Raw genomic sequence first — 18,392 nt, forward strand, 5'->3', positions numbered from 1 at the left:
CCCTCCTATTTTAAAGCATCTTTTAAACTTAATTGCGGATTAGACGGCAAAACTTGGTTATAACAGGTAACACGGTCCAAACGCACCAATTCCCTTGCCGCAGCCAACTCATCAGGATTTAATTGCACACTCGGAAAAACCATCGTCTTTGTTGCTTTATCTGATTTGTCGAATCGACCAGCATTAGCAATGTTTACAGTTTCAACGGTTGCAACATTTTGAGCAATTTTGTTGGCATCTTTCACACTGTTTACAATCACAAAAATTCGTTTATCAGCTCCTCTAGGATCATTAAATAGTTGAATGGCCTCCTCGACGGATCGAATCAATAACTTCATTCCATTAGGCACCGCCATTTTCAATGTCATTTGCATCACTTCATTTTTTGCTGCCTCATCGTTGGCAACAACTAATAAGGGAGCATTCAATTCTTTTGTCCAAACGACAGCCACTTGTCCATGGATCAGGCGATCATCTACGCGTATTTGTGTTATCATCTTTTTTCCTCCTATAAATTCTTCTTATTTATCTAAAAAAGTGCTTCTTCCTCTGGTAATTGAGTGGACACTAAGCGAACCTGACAATCATTAATTGCTTCATTGATACTATTGTGAGTGAAAATTTCACTTTCAGGAGTCAGAATTAGTGATAAAATAATTGCCAAATTACTGTTAGAAATGACAAAGATCTGCTCCTTCTTGTTTCTCATCATCTCGGTCACCGCTGTTTGATTGACACTACCACCATACAGGTCAGTAAAGATAATGCCTTGTTCATCAGCGTTGATCGAGTTGATAAAATCAGTAATGATTGGCGTATAATCCTCATTTGTCAAATATGCATCAACAACGATAAGATCAGCGCCTCGACCAGCTAATATTGTCAACGAATTTTGAAAACCGCTGGCTAGTTTTCCATGTGTTGCCACTAAAAATTTTTTTTTCATATCCTTCACCTCACTCTATTAAAAGCAAGATTCATGCCAAAAAAGGAAAGGGTAAAAAGCCCTAAACTACAAGCTTTTTACCCTTTTTGGTCTGTTTAAACAGTTTTTTTTATTTTAAACACATGATACTTTTCTTCACCTTCTAGTCCATTGACTTTGAGTCCCAAAAAGTATCACTTAATGACTTTTTATTGTAAATGGAATGGATTGTAACAAGAAAAATTGTCTCTGATTCTAATTTATCAGAGATTGGATGGTATCCAAAACAGCACCAGAGTTATTCGTTCCAATCACAGTTGTCGCTGCTTCTTTAATCTTTTGTTGCGCATTTTCCATAGCAAAACTATTTTTGACACCCCTGATCATTTCTAAATCATTGCCGCTATCTCCGAATGTTGCCATTTCGTCTAAGCCGATTCCCCACTTTTCTCCTAAAATTTTTAGTCCGTTCAATTTATGAACTCCCGGGAGGATTAAATCGATGTCTCCATGTCCACTTGACACTGGAATCAGTCTACCGGCTAAGGATTTTTTTAGAATGTGTAATTTTTCATTCGCGTCCTCTTCATCAAATGAAAGAGCCAGCTTAAAAATCGCATCATCTTCATCACCTATATCATATAGGTTAGCGATTTTTTTTAGTACAGGATAATAAAATTTTGCTTCATTTAGCGCGGAGTCTGATATCGTTTCAGAAATATAAGCGCTTTTTTTGCCGCATAAAATCAAATTTTTCGGTTGTAATTTTTCAAGAATTGCCAATGTATTCTTGATATTCTCAGACGGGATTTCTGCATTATAAATATGTTTCCTTCCAATTAAAATATTTGCGCCGTTTTCTGCTACAAAAGCCATTCTTTCATAATGAGAAGGAAAAAAGGAACGTAACTGAAAATACTGATTGCCACTTGCTACCACAAATTTAATTTTCTTTTCTTCTAGGACCTGAAAAATCTGATTGAATTGAACGACATTATATTTCTTTTCATCATTTAAGAACGTCCCGTCCATGTCAACAGCGATCATTTTTATTGTCATTTTTATACCACCCTTCAAGGTGATTATAGTCAATGAAACGCGTTCCATGTCAAGAAAAATAAGCAAACGTAAATTTTTAATCATGATCTTCAAAATTTTAAAGCCGCCTAGGATAAGGCGGCTAATTTTGCTATTTTTTTCCATAGAGTAAATCATTTTTATTCCATACGGATAACCAAATCGACCCGCTATCTTTCAAATGAACATTCGACCAGAACCAGCCACCTGTTCCTTTTTGGGCATTCGTCGCACTGATCACTTTTGCTGAATCAAAAACGAAATAGCTGCCTTTTTCAATCACTTGATCGCTAGTTTTGTTCCCATTTCGATCAACCTCAATCACATCACCTACAGCAATCCCATTATCTGTCCAATTAAAGCCAGTCGGTACGAGATCATTGGATTTGATTTGCCAAAGCCCATTTATATGCTGTAGATCATCTACTTTATAAACTTTTAGCCTTTGGTTGGGTGTAGGATTCGGATTGTTTTGATTGTTGAACGGTGGTCTGATCCACCCTTTGATAACACCCCATGAGTCATTGTATTTAATATAATGCTTTTGAACTCGTTGAACATTGTTAAAGTTTTGATCCGCTACCGTCATCCCATTCTTATCAGCATTAATAACAATTCCTGTATGTCCCCAAGGTGAGCCATATACCTGATATATAAAAATATCTCCTGTCTGAGGATAAAGATTAGCGCCATCTCTGATAACTTTGAAACCATTCTTATTACCCGTATTCAATAAATCAATTGCGCCAGCCCCCGAAAAACTTGTTCCAAATAGATCATAGGCATACTTGTTGATATAATCAAAGCATTGCGCCCCGTACACGCCATCAAAATCATAAGATTTACCAATAGAGCTATTTACCCAGGATGTTGCCTGAGAAGTCGATGTGGCAGAGGCATTTTCAGAGAAGAAAAGACCACCAAAAGTAACAACAAATAAGCCCGCAACAAACAAAAGACTCTTACGAAATTTTTTCATGTTCATCTATCTCCACACTCCTTCGTTTCTTTATATTAAAACCCATCATGATGGCTTAATACCTTATCCTAAGTCAGATTAAATAGCAATTAATAAATTAGTAAAAATATATTTTTTATTTTCTTAATTATACTATGCTCGTTTCTTTGAATCAATAATTTATTCATAGATTATTTTATTATCAAAAGAATATTTGTTGCTTTGTTTGACAAAAAAGATCTTCCCAAAATGGAAAAATCCTTATTTTTAAGTATTATTTTTTTTAAGAGAAGTTATTTTAATGAGCAATGGTGCTTTGGAGAGACATGAAGACAAATTATCCTCTTTTCTCTTTTCTAAATATTTGTATGTGACTATTTTTTATCGTGGTATAATTTAGGAAAAAGGAGAAGTTCAAAATGTGGCTTTTCAGTTTTGTTTGGTATGGTTTTATTGGCTTTGTCTTATACTGGATCATTCGGCTTGCTATCAAACAGTCGTCAAACTAAAGAAGTATGACACTTCTTTAGTTTGACGACTGTTTGATAACGATACTAAAGATTAATGTAATAATCACCTATTATTAACGAACTAAGGAAAAATTGAATTGAACGTAAAAATCTCTCCTACTTAATTCCGTGTAAGAGAGATTTTTAGTCACAATAATCATTCTGTAAATAATATTTACTTTTTTGGTTATTATGTGACTCTTTTGAGAGAAAACTGATAAACTATTATGGCTCTATGGCTCATCCATCAAAAAGCAAATACTTGGAGACACTAGCTAATAGATTAAACTTAAAAATATAACTTTTCGTGAGACCCTATTAACAAATTTGATACGGGCCCGATTACATTATCTTGTGCCTTATCTGATCAATTAGGTAGTGTATTTATAATCAGTTGGTTCAACAGTCTTTTTGAAAAGCCAGAAAGACAGAAATTATTTTGCGCTTTTTTAAACTCCCCAATTGCCATAACTATCTCACTTGTTCTTTTGTACGAATTTCATCCACTAATTTCTCTTTTCATCAATAATACTTAGTGGTCATATGTTTAAAAATAAGACTTAGCTTGTTTAACATACATGTTGCTTTGACGTTTTATTTATTCGTCTTCTTGGCATGGTAAATTTCAATAAAAAAAGAAATGGTAAATGTGATCGTTACTATCCAAATCGAATACATTTTTAAAGACTGGCTGATAAAGGCTAGTAAACATGCACCAACTATGAAAAAGACAACGACTATAGTATAGTTGTGTGCATTCCGTTTTTGCATGGAAGATTTATCTTTTGAGGTCAAATACAAGTACCACTCGTTAAGCATCTTACGATAATTCCCCGAGGTCATCATAATCGTATAAGGATTTCCTTCAATTTGAGTACCGCTAAACGTCAGCATAAGTAAACCCACTCCCGAAAGCAAGAATACCAATTTTAAAAAGCTGAAGATCTTGAGGTAATAATGGAATGACAAAACTAGATAAAATCGCAGGCAACATGGTGTAACTTCGCCAGTAGTCACTGAAGTTACTCCGTTTAAGAAGAATCCCTAATAAAAAACCTACTGTGAACATGATGATAGATAGGATTTTAGGAAGCATTTGCTGCCAATCATTTTGAGATAAATTCGACGCCATCAATATTATATTTCCGGTCTGTGTAGCAACTAGTCCATGGAAATAATTGTGACAATAGACATCTATTGCTCCTCCTGAAAAAGCCATTAGAATAGCAAACAAACGACTATTGTTCGAAACAGCAGGAACTTTGGGAAAAATTTTTTGCATAGTGGACTCCTCAACACTTTTTAAATTTTGTAACCAGATTTACACTTAACTATTCTACAGAAACACACCATTAGGAGGCTGTCTCATCAAAGAAAGCATCCACTTAGCATTCATTCATGTGAGCTAAAATGTTCTCCTCTATTCTTAGGGAAATCAGTTAATTTTCTTTCGTGGTTTTCATTTAACAGAAGCAGTATACTCCTCAGAATTGTTAATAAATGGGGATAATAATGAGTTTTCGCTAAAATATTCTGAAGTCTCTAGCTTTTTTGATGAAAAAACCTATTATATTCTATAAGTATTTTGAACTTTTATTTGATAAAAATCCAGTTATTTATAAAATGAAAGTGATTTTATAAATTGTTTTCAATAAGTAAGTATGCAAAAATGTTTTAAAAAAATATTACTTGTTATATGAATCAATTAACAAGTCTCTATTGTAAACAAAGCCCACTACAATTCAAAAAGCATCAAGTGAATTTATGGAAAATGATATACTTTCACTAAAATGAAAGCAGGAAAGTTATGAGTAAAAACTTTAAGAGACATGTAATACGGCCATCAATCTATTCTTAGTGTTACTAGTGTTCTTCTCTATTGCTACGATTATTTTATTTATTCAAAAAAATTACCTCTTTTACCTACTAAGTTTTATTTTTATTCCAATGATATCTTGGTATTACTATTTATTAAAAAGATCGATAAATAAATTCACAGATGATTAAAACTAATGTAGTTTGTTGCGAAGAAGTATTCGGTGATTAGTAAAACGAAGATTATGATTGAATTTGAAGCAATGAAGAAAGGCCCTACTCGATTCTGAGTGCAAAAGTTTTTTAGTACAATACTATTTTTCTTCTGATCAATAATCAGGTGACAAAAACGTAAGTTGTTTTTTTTCACCATTAGTGTTAATTTCCAATCAGATAATAATTTATATACAATTAAAAAATAGAAAGTTGTGAATTAAATGAAAAAATCATTTATAAGTCTTTCCGTTCTCTCTATGTTATTCATTGGTCTAAACTTCATTGTAAACGCTTATTCAGAAGAACATCCAAAGGATCAACCTATTACCACTGATACAAGTAACGCCTTCATAACTGCTTCATCAAATGATATTTCTAATCCTATAGTAACAAACTCACTTGAATACGACACAGCACCCCCTACGACCGCTTCATCAGAGCAAGAATCTCAAACTTCTCTTTGGGATATTGAAGATGAAAACGAAGTAAACTATGATTCTGATCAAACAAATTCGCCAGAACTAGCAGAGCAAGAAGTAACGAAAATCAAAGAATTATATGAAAAAGGGATATCTGAAGGAAAAGTTACTCGAGAATTGTATTCCTATAAAGCTTTTCAAGAAAATTATCAAGCAAATAAAACAACTTATGAAGAAATGAAAGATATATTTCCCGATTATCACTCTTATAGTGACTGGTTTGCTCAGATAATGAACTATGCTGCTTTTCCAGATGGTGAAGGTCATTCACCTAGTGAAACAAAGCGAGAAAAAAGAGCAACAAAAGAACAAAATGCCAATCGTTTTAAGCGTGATATTCGAAAGGGAGACATCATTATTGTGAATAGTGGAGGATTTGGACATGCTGCTATCGCGACCAGTGATAATTATATTCTTGAAATGACTGGGGGAGATAATCCTGTAAATTGGTTTTTGACAGGCATATCTAATAATAATAATCAGTTCAATAAGAATAATTGGTTGTGGGGAAACCGAGAACAAGGGGTAAAAGTAAAACCAAGAATAGATGAACCTATACAAATATGGCGTGTCCCTAACAAAACTATGGCTAATAAATGCGGAACATATGCTGATAAAACGTTTTGGAATTCTTCAGGGGGTTACAAAAAAAATCGCAAAATCGATTATTTACTTAGATCAGGTACACTTAGTACCAATCCAAACTATTGTTCCAAACTAGTTTTTCAAGCGTATTGGTATGGCAGTGGCAACGCTCCTGTCGTACAAGGATATGCATCAGGACTTGCTTTTATTGCACCAAGCGCTTTACCTAACTTATTTACTAGTTCGTACAAACCTTACAAAGTGGGCAGTTATTAGATTATAGTGGAGGACTTAGAATGAAAAGAATATGGAAAAAATCAAAGTGGCTTATACTAATAATACTCTTTCCGTTTATCTTATTCATTAGTTTACTGTTATTTTTCTTTATAAAAGGGTTAACGATTGAGGCAAAAGGTAAGGAGGAGATTGCTCATTATATCCAATCTATAAATATACCTGATGATGAAATAATTATTTTGAATGGAGAACAATACTCCATCGGACTCCTTTCTATTGACGGATTTCAAGAGGAGATCACCACAAAATCAGATTATGAAACTTGGAAACAAAAAATCAAAGAGACAGGTAAATTCTACAACGAAGAAATAGTACCTAGTAATTACACTCCTAAATTAGAAGACTGCGAATTAATTTATACCTTTTCCTATAATTCAAATAGAAAAACAATAAGTTTTGTATACGAGATAGCTGGAGATGCTACGGGAAACAAAAAAATAATTAGGGAAAATTTTGCTTATCCAAATATTCCCTTCGATTACCCAGAAGAATAAAAATCCAGCTTATCCTTCGCGTGCTAACTCAATTTTACAACTAAAAAATGCCTGTTTTAATACTGTCTTTGTTATCTATGTACAAGCCCCCTCAACAAGAGCGGGCTATTTGTTTACCATGGCAACTTATTGTTGTTCAGTGCTCGTTGCAAGGCCTTAACCATATTAGAAACAGGACTGATAGTACCGTCAACCGTAATTCCTAATGCTTTTTGCATCGCTTTGATTGTTGCTTCACCACATAGACCATCAATTACACCAGAATAATATTCTCTTGCTTTGAGGCCCATCTGGATTGGACGAATCATGTCGGATCCGATCAAAGTAGTATCAAATTCTGCGGAAAAGATATTTTGATTGTACTTTTGTTTGTATTGATGACTAATCACTTTATCTCTAGTTGTATTGTAGTATTCTTGCAAACGTAGAGTGACAAGTGGTCCCCATTGCTCATCGATTGCCAATTTAATCATTTGTGTGCTGTTGTCAGTGTTTGCATCAAAATTGCCGATCGTAACAATTCGATAGAAATGATGCGTTAATCGAGTGCTCATGTATGAATCATGACTATCAGTATGGATTCCGTTCCAATAATACCGGTATGCCCTTCTGATCCATGAGAAGCCCCAGGAGTTCCGACGATAAAGATATCCCCCTCTTCTCACTTCTGCACGACTAATTTTTTTGAGCACTGTTCCATTCATGGCAAATAGCGTTTCTGTTTCACACGTTTTAACACTTTAATTCCATTAACTTCCGTTGTGCATGCTCTTTGTATACTTCTGGCGCTTCACCGATCAAATCCATCAAAGAAGGATAAAAGAACGGACCTGTTGGCTGTCACTTGGTAATATAGAAGTCTGTACCTTGGACAATTACATGAGGAATACCGTATATAGCTTTCAAGTCAACCGCAACATCTTGAGCTGGTATAAACCATGCTGTTTGCGAATAAATTGGTGTGACTTCGTCTGGCAAGTCTTTGGGTCTAGCTTTACCGACTAGACCTGTCCCAAATTAGCGAAACATAGCCTGTTGCTTATCAGTAATTGTATAGGATAGTTAACTTAGCTCAAAAACAGTCAATTATAATAATGGATTGTCTACGATTCATCGGCTTGTTTTAGTAGTGTGGGGTTCTCGTAAATTCGGAATTCCACGCATTCTTGCTAAAGTTGCTGTAGTACGTCTGAACCTATGAGCATGGACGTTTGTTACTCCTGCTCGCTCCCCTAACCGTTTTACAAGCTTCTGAATTCCTGCTGACGTCATTTGGTTGCACAAAGGAAAATGGTGAACCAGTTACACCTTACTCTATTAAATGGTCAGCAAATAAAGTCAAAAAAATTTGGCTCTCGATTTCCATTATCATTCATTGAGACACACTCATGCGACTATGCTATTAAAAGTAGGAACAAAGCCGAAAGCTGTTCAAAAGCAATTGGGTCATTCAAGAATCTCACCCACTTTAGATAAATATGTACACGTTACAAAACAAATGAAAAGCGAGACAGTTGATCTCTTCTAAGAATCGCTAGTATCAAAAGTTGCTCTATTTATGTAGCTTTTATATTGTGTAATATCAGATACAGTATGCGCAGCGTAAACTACCTTTTGCAATAATGGATCTGCTTTAAATCTGTTGAATTTACCGATCCATTTTATTTTTCTTCTTTTTACGTAGGGACAAGCAAGCAGTTTCTATTCTTTTTCTTCAGAATAGACTTCCCCCACGACTTCCCCTACAGAAAATCTTTCGGAATTTTGCGAGGGTACTAAAATTATATGTCCGGGCCTTATTTCATTTTGAAACTTAATCATTTGCTTAGCAGCAGATCCCATTTTTCTTTTGTTTCTAGAGTTGAACACAAGTCCATTTTCACTTATCAATTTAGCCCTAATTGTATCTGAATTCCAAACGTTCTGATCAACTTCTTCTGCAGAAATTTCGTTCCATCCTATCGCAATATAGTTATTGATAAGAAAGTCATCATAAAATATTCCGCCTTCGCCTCTTACAAGCCAGTATTTAGTGTTCGGATCAAACTGTGGTAAATTTCTTATTGTGCTTTCTTGTATAATATTTTACATAAACTCCGCCTCTTCTGATTCATATCTGCTAAATAAATTAAACCAAAAGGAAGCCTCGAAAACAAGCGTTTTCCTAGGCTTCCTATAGCAGATATAATTGTATGAGGATTAAAGACACTACTAATAAATCAATAAATAAATATTGTATTCATGTTTTTAGCCGTTTATTTTACATCTACATCGTTTTATAATATATTTGTACTAATAAAATAAAGAAAGAGGGTATTTTTATGAAGAAACTGTCAGTCACCACTTTTTCTATTTTCACGCTCCTTTCAACTTTTTTATTGTCAGGTCCTAGTGTAGCAAAAGCAACTACTGTGCCCCCTGCTCAACAAGCAACTTCTGCACAAGTTGAAGAAACAGATGTACAATTTTATTTCATCTCAAATCAACAAGCATTCCACGCAGCAGAATCTGCAGGTATAAATGTGAAGAGTATTTTAGGCGAAGATAAATACAAAGCCGCTCTAAGACAAGATATGCTCCGTACAGGTAGCTCTTGGATCAAAACTTATAAGGTTGGCAAAGAAACAAGAATATCAATTGGAGTAAACTCAGCAATAGTAAAAACATGGAAGTATGGTGGACGAGCAGCTATTTATGCTATCCAAGCTTATGGAGCAGTTGTAGGACTCCCTTTGGATGCAATGGTGGCAAATGGAATGCATAATCAATTAAAATCCGTAAATGGCAACCGTGGTCATCAATGGGAAATTGGTACTAAGCCTTGGAGAATTATATCTAGTCGGACCCAAATGGGTGGTGGAGGAAGAGGCTTTTAGTCTACAGTCTAAAAAAGCAGTGAAAATCACTGCTTTTTTATTTTGTCTTTTAATTGTGAATAAAAAATTTTTAATTGCTCCGTTACCGGAATTCCTGTTTCTTTTTTTATTCTTAGCATCTCACCAATATGAACTGCAAAAATACCATAGAAAAAATAAGCTAAAACAGCCGCTACTAAAATGGATATAATAGAAATGATTATTAGCATTCTTAACCCTCCAATTGTTTATGGAATCTTTTTATTTTAGTCTATAAGAAATATATAAAAATTAATAGTAAATTTTTCTCAAATTAATTTTTATTTAATATACGATTTGTTTTTTTACTGCAACATATGTATTGACCGCCGAAGCGGGCTATTTGTTTACCATGGAAGTTTATTGCTATTCAATGCTCTCTGTAATGCCTTAACCATATCGGATTGCGGACTGATAATACCATCAACCGTTGTTCCTAATGCTTTTTGCATCGCTTTGATTGTTGCTTCACCACATAGACCATCAATTACACCAGAATAATATTCTCTTGCTTTGAGACCCATCTGGATTGCACGAATCACGTCGGATCCGATCAAAGTAGTATCAAATTCTGCGGAATAGATATTTTGATTGTACTTTTGTTTGTATTGATGACTAATCACTTTATCTCTAGTTGTATTGTAGTATTCTTGCAAACGTAGAGTGACAAGTGGTCCCCATTGCTCATCGATTGCCAATTTAATCATTTGAGCACTGTTGTCAATATTTGCATCAGAATTGCCGATCGTAACAATTCGATAGAAATGATGCGTTAATCGAGTGCTCATGTATGAATCATGACTATCAGTATGGATTCCGTTCCAATAATACCGGTATGCCCTTCTGATCCATGAGAAGCCCCAGGAGTTCCGACGATAAAGATATCCCCTCTTCTCACTTCTGCACGACTAATTTTTTTGAGCACTGTTCCATTCATGGCAAATAGCGTTTCTGTTTCACACGTTTCAGCCTGGATACTAGAATGTAGTTTTTTATTTCGTCGGATAACTGACTTTTAAAACATCTTTTATTTGCTATAATTTAAGTAAAAAGCAGGTGTAAAGAATGGATACTGCATTAAAACTTCGATTGCTTAAAGAAAAAAATTTACTCAAAAACCAAACTCATATAGAAGTGATGCGTCTATTAACAGACTCAAAGCTTATTGAAAAGTTGACGAGTATTGAACATAAAAATCTATTGAGTTATATCTGGAATTTAATCGGAATAGCAGAAATACCGAATTCAATTTACCTAGAACACACACAAAACTTAATGCTCTTTATTAATAAAAATTTATCCACTGACAAAGGTTTTTCTTACACCGGATCAATTAATGATATTGTTCCTTGTTACAATGCAATGATTTTTGAAGCTTACTGCCGACTTGGTTTACATCAATCTACAGAGGCTCAAAATGCGCTTTATTGGATTAAAAACTATCAAGTTTTTGATCGTGTTACGAAAACTACTTGGCCCTACAGTGGTATTTGTAAACATGGCGGATGTATGAAGAATGTTCCTTGTTATATTGGTATAGGTAAAACAATTCGAGCATTAAATACCTATCTTGAATTTTCTCCTGTTCCAGATAAAGAGGTAAATCATTTAATTCATATCGGATTAGAATATATGTTACAGCACAATATGTTCCAACGCCTAAGTAATCGTCAACCGATTAGTGCTCATATTACCGACATTATGTTTCCTCAAAGTTATATGCTCTCCTTTACGGATCTTGTTTATATAGTCAGTAAAACAAATAGTTTTAATCGCCCAGAAGTTTCCCCACTGTTGGAAGTGCTCCGAAAAAAACAAACATCTTCTGGCGGATGGAAAACTGATTATAACTATTCTTATAACGGCTATACTCCATTTGATAACAGAAGAAAAGATTCTGAATGGATAACTGCATTATTCTCTACCTGGTTAGGGTCCATTATTTTATGACCGCTTCAAAGTCAACTATTTCGGTGGATAAATGAATCGGCATAAAATAACATTTTGATTGAATCTTCAAATCAGATTTGTTGAATACAGATAAACTTTGTACTTACCTTCACAAAGGTTAAGAGACTCATACATGGATGGTGAAAATCTTTCTGGCATATAAGCCCACATATTAATTGTACCAATTAAATAGTTTAGTTGTTCTCTATGTTCTTTTGTGTCTCAGTCTGTATTCCATGTCTTCTTGCTAAAGTTGCCGCAGTACGTCTGAAACTATGAGGCTGGACGTTTACTACTCCTGCTCGCTTCCCTAATTATTTTACAAGCTTCTGAATTCCTGCTGACGTCATTTGTTTGCACAATGGAAATGGTGAACAAGTTACACCTAACTCTATTAAATGGTCAGCAAATAAAGTAAAAAAAATTTGCCTACGAGCTAATCTAATCGTAGGCAAATGGTAGACAAAATATATCTTTGGACATGAAAAACTTAATTCATTTTCAAAAATCCCTTGCTATTTCTTCGGTTCATCCTCGTCCATTTTCAGAACGGCCATGAAGGCTTCCTGCGGAACTTCTACTGAACCGATTTGTTTCATGCGTTTCTTACCTTCTTTTTGTTTCTCTAGGAGTTTCCGTTTACGAGAAACATCCCCACCATAACATTTCGCTAAAACATTTTTGCGCAGAGCCTTGATATCGGAGCGAGCCACGATTTTTTGGCCGATCGCTGCTTGTATCGGTACTTCGAATTGTTGACGCGGGATGAGTTTTTTCAATTTTTCTACGATGGCTTTTCCGCGTTCGTAGGCAAAATCTCGGTGAACAATAAAGCTTAATGCATCGACTTTTTCAGCGTTCAACAAGATGTCCATTTTAACTAACTTGCTGGTACGGTAACCGGACATTTCATAATCCAGTGATGCGTAACCTTTTGTGCTGGATTTCAGTTTGTCAAAGAAATCAAAGACGATTTCAGATAATGGAATTTCATAGACGACATTGACCCGATAATCATCTAGATAGTCCATGGTGACAAAATCTCCCCGCTTACGCTGTGAGAGTTCCATAACTGCACCTACATAGTCATTTGGTACCATGATTTGTGCTTTGACAAAAGGTTCTTCGACATTTTCAATAGTACCTGGTTCAGGGAAATCTGCTGGATTATCGACTGTCACGGTTGTTCCGTCTGTCTTGTTGACATGATAGATAACAGAAGGCGCTGTCGTGATCAATTCCAAATTGAACTCACGTTCTAAACGCTCTTGAACAACATCCATATGCAAGAGACCTAGGAAACCACAACGGAAACCAAAGCCTAGCGCTTGAGAAGTTTCAGGCTCGAATTGGAGTGCCGCATCATTCAATTGCAGCTTCTCTAATGCTTCCCGCAGATCATTGTAACGAGAAGTATCGATTGGATAGAGTCCACAATACACCATTGGATTCATTTGACGATACCCTTCCAAAGCTTCTTGGGCTGGATTATTTGCTAGTGTCACAGTATCCCCTACTTGTGTATCTTTCACTGTTTTGATAGCTGCTGTGATATAACCAACATCTCCCACCATCAATGCATCCCGTTGGATCGCTTTAGGTGAAAACACCCCAACTTCGGTGACATCAAAGGTTTTTCCATTACTCATCATTTGAATTTTATCCCCAGGTTTGACCATCCCATCCATGATACGGACGTTCAGAACAACCCCTCGATAAGAATCGTAGACAGAATCAAAGATCAATGCTTTCAATGGCGCTTCAATATCTCCAGCTGGTGCCGGTACATATTCGACAATTTGTTCTAAGATATCTTCGATGCCAATTCCGGCTTTGGCACTAGCTAAAACCGCTTCACTTGCATCAATACCGATAACGTCTTCGATTTCTGTACGTACTCGTTCTGGGTCTGCTGCTGGCAGATCGATTTTATTGATGACTGGTAAGATCTCTAAGTCGTTGTCCAGAGCCAAATAAACATTGGCTAATGTTTGAGCTTCAATCCCTTGAGCTGCATCCACAACCAATACAGCACCTTCACACGCAGCCAAACTCCGCGATACTTCATAAGTGAAATCCACGTGTCCTGGTGTGTCGATCAGATGGAAAATATAGGTTTCACCATCTTTTGCGGTATAATTCAACTCAACCGCATTCAATTTAATGGTGATTCCCCGTTCCCGTTCTAAGTCCATGGAGTCTAATAATTGATTTTGCATTTCTCTGGACGTTACCGTATGAGTTTGTTCCAAAATCCGATCGGCTAGCGTAGACTTTCCGTGGTCAATATGAGCGATAATGGAAAAGTTACGAATCTTTTCCTGTCGTTTTTTCATTTCTTCTATATTCATGGATACGTTCCTCATTTCTTTTAGTCAGCTTTTCTATTATACCAACGAAATGCTGATAATTAAAGTATTTTTCTTGACCGATATCTAAACAAATTTGTTCAGGTTTTGCTATACTATAGCTAGTAAATAAATTGGAGTTGAAAGAATGGACAATAATTTTCATCAAGATTTGCATATTCGACCAGTAGAAGAAAAAGATGTCGATCAGTTCAATGAGCTTCTAAGCTATGTTTTTCAAATCACTGAGTCGGACATCGAGGAAAGCGGTTATGAAAGCAAGCGTGAAATGATCAAATCAAAACGACCAATCTTGGAATTATCTAAAGTGTTCGGGTGGTTCAACGGTGATCAGCTTGTTTCACAAATTGCTGTCTATCCCTGTGAAGTGAACATTCATGGAACTCTTTACAAAATGGGCGGCGTGACCGGTGTCGGAACTTACCCTGAATATGCGGGACATGGACTGATGAAAGACTTGATCAAACTCGCTCTTGAAACGATGCGAGCAGATCAGCAATGGATCTCTTATCTCTATCCTTATAATGTCCCTTATTATCGTCGTAAGGGCTGGGAGATGATGTCAGATAAATTAACCTTCAAAATACGTGATACCCAGTTACCAAAAACGGTGGAAGTTCCAGGGATCGTTGAACGAAAAGAGGTAGATGATCCTGACGTTTTTACTGTCTATAATCAATTTTCAAGAGAAAATCATGGCGCATTACAGCGGACCGCTTTTCACTGGGAAGAATACTGGCGCTACGAAAACGAAGAAAGCCGAACAGCAGCTGTCTATTATAATAAAAGTGGTCACCCCACTGGTGTGCTTTTTTATTGGGTCGCCGAAGAAGTCTTTCACGTAAAAGAAATGTTTTACTTGAATCAAGAAGCCCGCAATGGATTATGGAACTTTATCTCGGCTCATTTCTCTATGGTCTACTGGGTCAAAGGCGATATTTATAAAAATGAACCTTTGGCTTTCTTGTTGGAAGACAGCCAAATCAAAGAAACGATCGAACCTTACTATATGGCACGCATCGTTGACGTAACAGAGTTTTTGAAAAAATTCCCCTTTAAAGCATTCGATCAGCCTTTTCATTTCGTTGTCTCCGATCCTGTTGCTGAATGGAATAATGGTATTTTTGGATTGAACTATGCTAAAGGTGAAGTCATCGTTTCGAATGATCCGATCGGAAAAGCGGTCCAATTAGATATCCAAACGTTAACTTGCGTACTGATGAATTATCGAAGACCTGCGTATTTGGCTCGAATCGAGCGTCTCCATACCGATTCGGATACGTTACAGTTATTGGAGACTATTATTCCTGATATGGAAGCTTATTTTGGCGACTATTTTTAATCATGTTGATAAAATGAAGGAGAATGAAAATGAATATTTACTTTGCAGCCCCCCTCTTTGCTAAAAGTGATCTGCTTTATAATGCCGATCTAGTCAATCAAATCCGAAGCACCTATCCACAAGCAGATATCTATTTGCCACAAGAAAATGCATCCATTAATGATAAGTCTGCTTATGCTGATAGTAAAATGATAGCTCAAGCTGATACAGAAAAAGTATTGGAAAGTGACCTAATGATTGCATTATTAGATGGTCTAACGATCGATCCAGGCGTAGCTTCAGAAATCGGCGTGGCTTTTGCCAAAGAAATCCCTGTCTTGGGGCTATATACAGACAGTCGCCAACAAGGAGCAGATAATCAGCAAAAGATTACTGCACTGAAAACTGTAGCCGAAAATCAGTTTCATTATTTGAATCTCTATACAGTCGGTTTGATCAAACTGAATGGAGAGATCTATTCTTCAGAAACTGCTTTACTAGAAGGCTTGGCTGCCTATCTCGGGGAGGAACAATAAATGGGTGGTAATTATAAACGTTTATTAAAACTATTTACACTATTTGGCTTCCTTGTTTTCGCATTTTCTGTTTGGGAATTCTTTCAAGGTGTCTATCCTAAACAGCAAGCACTGATTTTTCTAGTTCAAGCATTACTAGGTATTTTGTTGATCTATGTACCTGAATTCAGTAAAAAGCTGTTCCGTATTCAACTTCCCAATGCGACTATTTACTTTTATTGGTTCTTTCTGTTGATCTCGGTCTTTATGGGAACGATTTTGCATCTGATTGAAATTATTTCCTTCTGGGATAAAGTACTGCACACAGTTAGTCCGATGGTTCTGACAGCAGTTGGTTATGGGCTGATCTGTATGTTCCTAAAAGATGTTCCAGTACGAAAAGTTTCTCCATGGCTTTTTCTTCTGATGGGATTTGCTTTTGCAGGCCTGTGTGGTGTTTTTTGGGAGTTCTGGGAGTTTATCTGCGATTCGCTTGGTGGAATGAATCTGCAGCGCTATGCGACGCTAGAAGGCACCCCATTCATTGGCCGCGAGGCATTGATGGATACGATGGGTGATCTTTTGACCAACACGATCGGAGCTGTATTGATGGGATTGATTGCTTACTTCCAAGGGCGAGGCAAGCCTGATTATTTTGAAAGCTATCGTATCAAAAAAATTGAACAGTGATTTTTATCAACTGTCTGAACTAATAAAATTAGTTCAGACAGTTTTTTATCCGAATGATTTCGCAAAAACTAATTTTGACAATGATCTTTTTTTAGCAAAAATCTCCCAAATTCATTGAACCCGCTTTCATTAATAAAGGAATAAACGTTATTTAATAATTTATGTTATTGGACGAGTCCTCTTTATACCAATAATTGCAAAAAGAATTGCCTGAAATGCAGTGTATTTGATTTCACGATTCTCAAAAGGTCTGTTATAATATTTAACAATAAGTCGACCTGGAAGTCAGTAAGGAGATCGCCATGATTTTGACGGTATTTTTTCTTTTGTGCTGCATGATCTTTTCATCTATTACCTATGCCTTTTCTAAAGATGCACGAAAATTCGTCCAACCCCTGCCTATTAAAATCATTTTCATTGCTTCTGCGGCGATTGCCGTTTGGACAATGTTCTTTTCCGTGATTGCACTAGTAGCTTGGGTCGTTTAAAAAAGCATTCTTGCATGTTTCGAGTGAAGACTCGCTCCTGTGCAAGAATGCTTTTTTACTGTGCTTTTAAAATAATGAAATTTCACTTAATGGCCAGTAACGCAAGATAACTTTTCCTTGCATTTGATCGGCATCCACCACACCGAAAGAACGGCTATCTCTTGAAATCAGACGATTGTCTCCCATAACAAAATATTTTCCCTTAGGGACGGTAATAGAGAAATCTTCAGTGAATTGGGTTGCACTGGCCGCGATTTGCTGGAATAATTCCCGGTAGCTATATTCCTTTTGCAACTGATCATCCGCAAATTGCTTCTTAAAATCTTCTAAGTACTCTTCGTGATACTCTTTGCCATTGATTGTCAGGACGTCATTTTTCATCTCGATTTTATCTCCAGGCAAACCAATTAGGCGTTTCACCGCAATTTTACTGGTATCATCCGGTTCTACGCAAATAATCACGTCTTGCCGCTGATAACTTGAAATCTTGGAAGCAATCAAGCGTTGCCCATCAGCCAAAGTCGGATCCATTGAATGCCCGCTGACTTTGACAGGCGTTAAAATAAACAATCGAACGACAACAATCACCACAATAAAAGCGAGAATAAACCAATTCTCTTTTAAAAATTTCTGCATCTTATTTTATTTGCTCCTTCAACTATTTTCTCAGTAGATCCTTCATTAGAAAATAGACCTGCGTTTTACGTTTACTTCTCAATCTTACGTTTAATTTGCCTTTTCGGCAAGTAAAATCTTTTTACGAAAGTTTTTTTTTACGAGAAATTTACCAATCTTTGTTTAATAAAAAGG

21 protein-coding genes and 1 pseudogene are annotated in these 18,392 nt (G+C 36.1%); 9 read left to right on the forward strand and 13 right to left on the reverse strand.

What is annotated here, in order from left to right:
* Positions 1–5 precede the first annotated feature (5 nt).
* The 6 genes from HED61_RS11285 to HED61_RS11310 all read right to left on the reverse strand — a co-directional run bounded on the left by HED61_RS11285 (position 6) and on the right by HED61_RS11310 (position 4,751).
* Entirely contained in the window at positions 6–497 is a 492-nt protein-coding gene (locus HED61_RS11285; protein WP_138371924.1) for a PTS system mannose/fructose/N-acetylgalactosamine-transporter subunit IIB, read from the reverse strand.
* Positions 498–529: 32 nt separating this feature from the next.
* Positions 530–946: a PTS sugar transporter subunit IIA domain-containing protein gene (locus HED61_RS11290; RefSeq protein WP_219645359.1), complete on the reverse strand. Its 417-nt coding sequence runs from the start codon at positions 944–946 to the stop codon at positions 530–532.
* A 234-nt stretch (positions 947–1,180) separates the two neighbouring features.
* Positions 1,181–2,128 (reverse strand): Cof-type HAD-IIB family hydrolase, encoded by a 948-nt coding sequence (locus tag HED61_RS11295; RefSeq protein WP_234981386.1) that lies wholly within the window; start codon positions 2,126–2,128, stop codon positions 1,181–1,183.
* Complete coding sequence (locus tag HED61_RS11300; protein WP_113849654.1) at positions 2,115–2,987, reverse strand: lytic exoenzyme target recognition domain-containing protein; 873 nt, start codon at positions 2,985–2,987, stop codon at positions 2,115–2,117. Before HED61_RS11300 ends, HED61_RS11295 begins: the two co-directional genes overlap by 14 nt.
* Positions 2,988–4,063: 1,076 nt before the next feature.
* On the reverse strand, positions 4,064–4,363 hold the full coding sequence (locus HED61_RS11305; RefSeq protein ID WP_234981387.1) for a DUF1275 family protein: 300 nt from the start codon (positions 4,361–4,363) through the stop codon (positions 4,064–4,066).
* Positions 4,350–4,751, reverse strand: a complete 402-nt coding sequence (locus HED61_RS11310) for a YoaK family protein (RefSeq protein WP_234981388.1) — start codon at positions 4,749–4,751, stop codon at positions 4,350–4,352. Before HED61_RS11310 ends, HED61_RS11305 begins: the two co-directional genes overlap by 14 nt.
* A 970-nt stretch (positions 4,752–5,721) precedes the next feature.
* Here HED61_RS11310 and HED61_RS11315 point away from each other — a divergent pair.
* Both HED61_RS11315 and HED61_RS11320 read left to right on the forward strand, forming a co-directional pair.
* On the forward strand, positions 5,722–6,840 hold the full coding sequence (locus HED61_RS11315; protein WP_219645360.1) for a hypothetical protein: 1,119 nt from the start codon (positions 5,722–5,724) through the stop codon (positions 6,838–6,840).
* A gap of 20 nt (positions 6,841–6,860) precedes the next feature.
* Positions 6,861–7,355, forward strand: coding sequence for a hypothetical protein (locus HED61_RS11320; RefSeq protein WP_113849652.1), 495 nt, complete (start codon positions 6,861–6,863; stop codon positions 7,353–7,355).
* Between the two features lie 113 nt (positions 7,356–7,468).
* Here HED61_RS11320 and HED61_RS17055 read toward each other — a convergent pair whose 3' ends face one another.
* Positions 7,469–8,059: a peptidoglycan-binding domain-containing protein gene (locus tag HED61_RS17055; protein WP_234981389.1), complete on the reverse strand. Its 591-nt coding sequence runs from the start codon at positions 8,057–8,059 to the stop codon at positions 7,469–7,471.
* A 448-nt stretch (positions 8,060–8,507) separates the two neighbouring features.
* Positions 8,508–8,627, reverse strand: a pseudogene (locus HED61_RS11330) (site-specific recombinase); the annotation flags it as partial.
* A gap of 124 nt (positions 8,628–8,751) precedes the next feature.
* On the opposite strand from HED61_RS11330, the gene HED61_RS11335 reads away from it, so the two are divergent.
* Positions 8,752–8,883: a hypothetical protein gene (locus HED61_RS11335; RefSeq protein WP_230322254.1), complete on the forward strand. Its 132-nt coding sequence runs from the start codon at positions 8,752–8,754 to the stop codon at positions 8,881–8,883.
* Between the two features lie 793 nt (positions 8,884–9,676).
* Entirely contained in the window at positions 9,677–10,231 is a 555-nt protein-coding gene (locus tag HED61_RS11340; RefSeq protein WP_176333569.1) for a hypothetical protein, read from the forward strand.
* 26 nt (positions 10,232–10,257) lie between these two features.
* On the opposite strand, the gene HED61_RS11345 is transcribed toward HED61_RS11340, so the two are convergent.
* From HED61_RS11345 to HED61_RS17015, 3 genes are all read right to left on the reverse strand, one after another.
* Entirely contained in the window at positions 10,258–10,440 is a 183-nt protein-coding gene (locus HED61_RS11345) for a hypothetical protein (protein ID WP_103300809.1), read from the reverse strand.
* Between the two features lie 156 nt (positions 10,441–10,596).
* Positions 10,597–11,037 (reverse strand): peptidoglycan-binding domain-containing protein, encoded by a 441-nt coding sequence (locus HED61_RS11350; protein ID WP_176333568.1) that lies wholly within the window; start codon positions 11,035–11,037, stop codon positions 10,597–10,599.
* Entirely contained in the window at positions 11,034–11,186 is a 153-nt protein-coding gene (locus HED61_RS17015; RefSeq protein ID WP_176333567.1) for a peptidoglycan amidohydrolase family protein, read from the reverse strand. Before HED61_RS17015 ends, HED61_RS11350 begins: the two co-directional genes overlap by 4 nt.
* Positions 11,187–11,314: 128 nt before the next feature.
* Here HED61_RS17015 and HED61_RS11360 point away from each other — a divergent pair, with 128 nt between their 5' ends.
* Entirely contained in the window at positions 11,315–12,199 is an 885-nt protein-coding gene (locus tag HED61_RS11360) for a hypothetical protein (RefSeq protein WP_176333566.1), read from the forward strand.
* 515 nt (positions 12,200–12,714) lie between these two features.
* On the opposite strand, the gene lepA is transcribed toward HED61_RS11360, so the two are convergent.
* A complete protein-coding gene (lepA, locus tag HED61_RS11370; RefSeq protein ID WP_003126516.1) occupies positions 12,715–14,550 on the reverse strand; it encodes a translation elongation factor 4 in 1,836 nt (611 codons plus the stop codon).
* 145 nt (positions 14,551–14,695) lie between these two features.
* Between lepA and HED61_RS11375 the strand changes: the two genes are divergently transcribed.
* The 4 genes from HED61_RS11375 (at position 14,696) to HED61_RS11390 (ending at position 17,582) form a co-directional block, all read left to right on the forward strand.
* Positions 14,696–15,910 carry a GNAT family N-acetyltransferase gene (locus tag HED61_RS11375; protein ID WP_005471423.1) on the forward strand — a complete coding sequence of 405 codons (1,215 nt, stop codon included), beginning with the start codon at positions 14,696–14,698 and terminating at the stop codon, positions 15,908–15,910.
* Positions 15,911–15,939: 29 nt separating this feature from the next.
* A complete protein-coding gene (locus HED61_RS11380; protein WP_113849648.1) occupies positions 15,940–16,425 on the forward strand; it encodes a nucleoside 2-deoxyribosyltransferase in 486 nt (161 codons plus the stop codon).
* A complete protein-coding gene (locus HED61_RS11385) occupies positions 16,426–17,094 on the forward strand; it encodes a hypothetical protein (RefSeq protein WP_219645047.1) in 669 nt (222 codons plus the stop codon).
* 302 nt (positions 17,095–17,396) lie between these two features.
* A complete protein-coding gene (locus tag HED61_RS11390; RefSeq protein WP_003126511.1) occupies positions 17,397–17,582 on the forward strand; it encodes a hypothetical protein in 186 nt (61 codons plus the stop codon).
* A gap of 66 nt (positions 17,583–17,648) precedes the next feature.
* On the opposite strand, the gene lepB is transcribed toward HED61_RS11390, so the two are convergent.
* Complete coding sequence (gene lepB, locus HED61_RS11395; RefSeq protein WP_113849647.1) at positions 17,649–18,218, reverse strand: signal peptidase I; 570 nt, start codon at positions 18,216–18,218, stop codon at positions 17,649–17,651.
* Between the last annotated feature and the right edge of the window lie 174 nt (positions 18,219–18,392).

It is taken from the genome of Enterococcus gallinarum (genome assembly GCF_021496385.1).
Lineage (GTDB): Bacteria > Bacillota > Bacilli > Lactobacillales > Enterococcaceae > Enterococcus_D > Enterococcus_D gallinarum.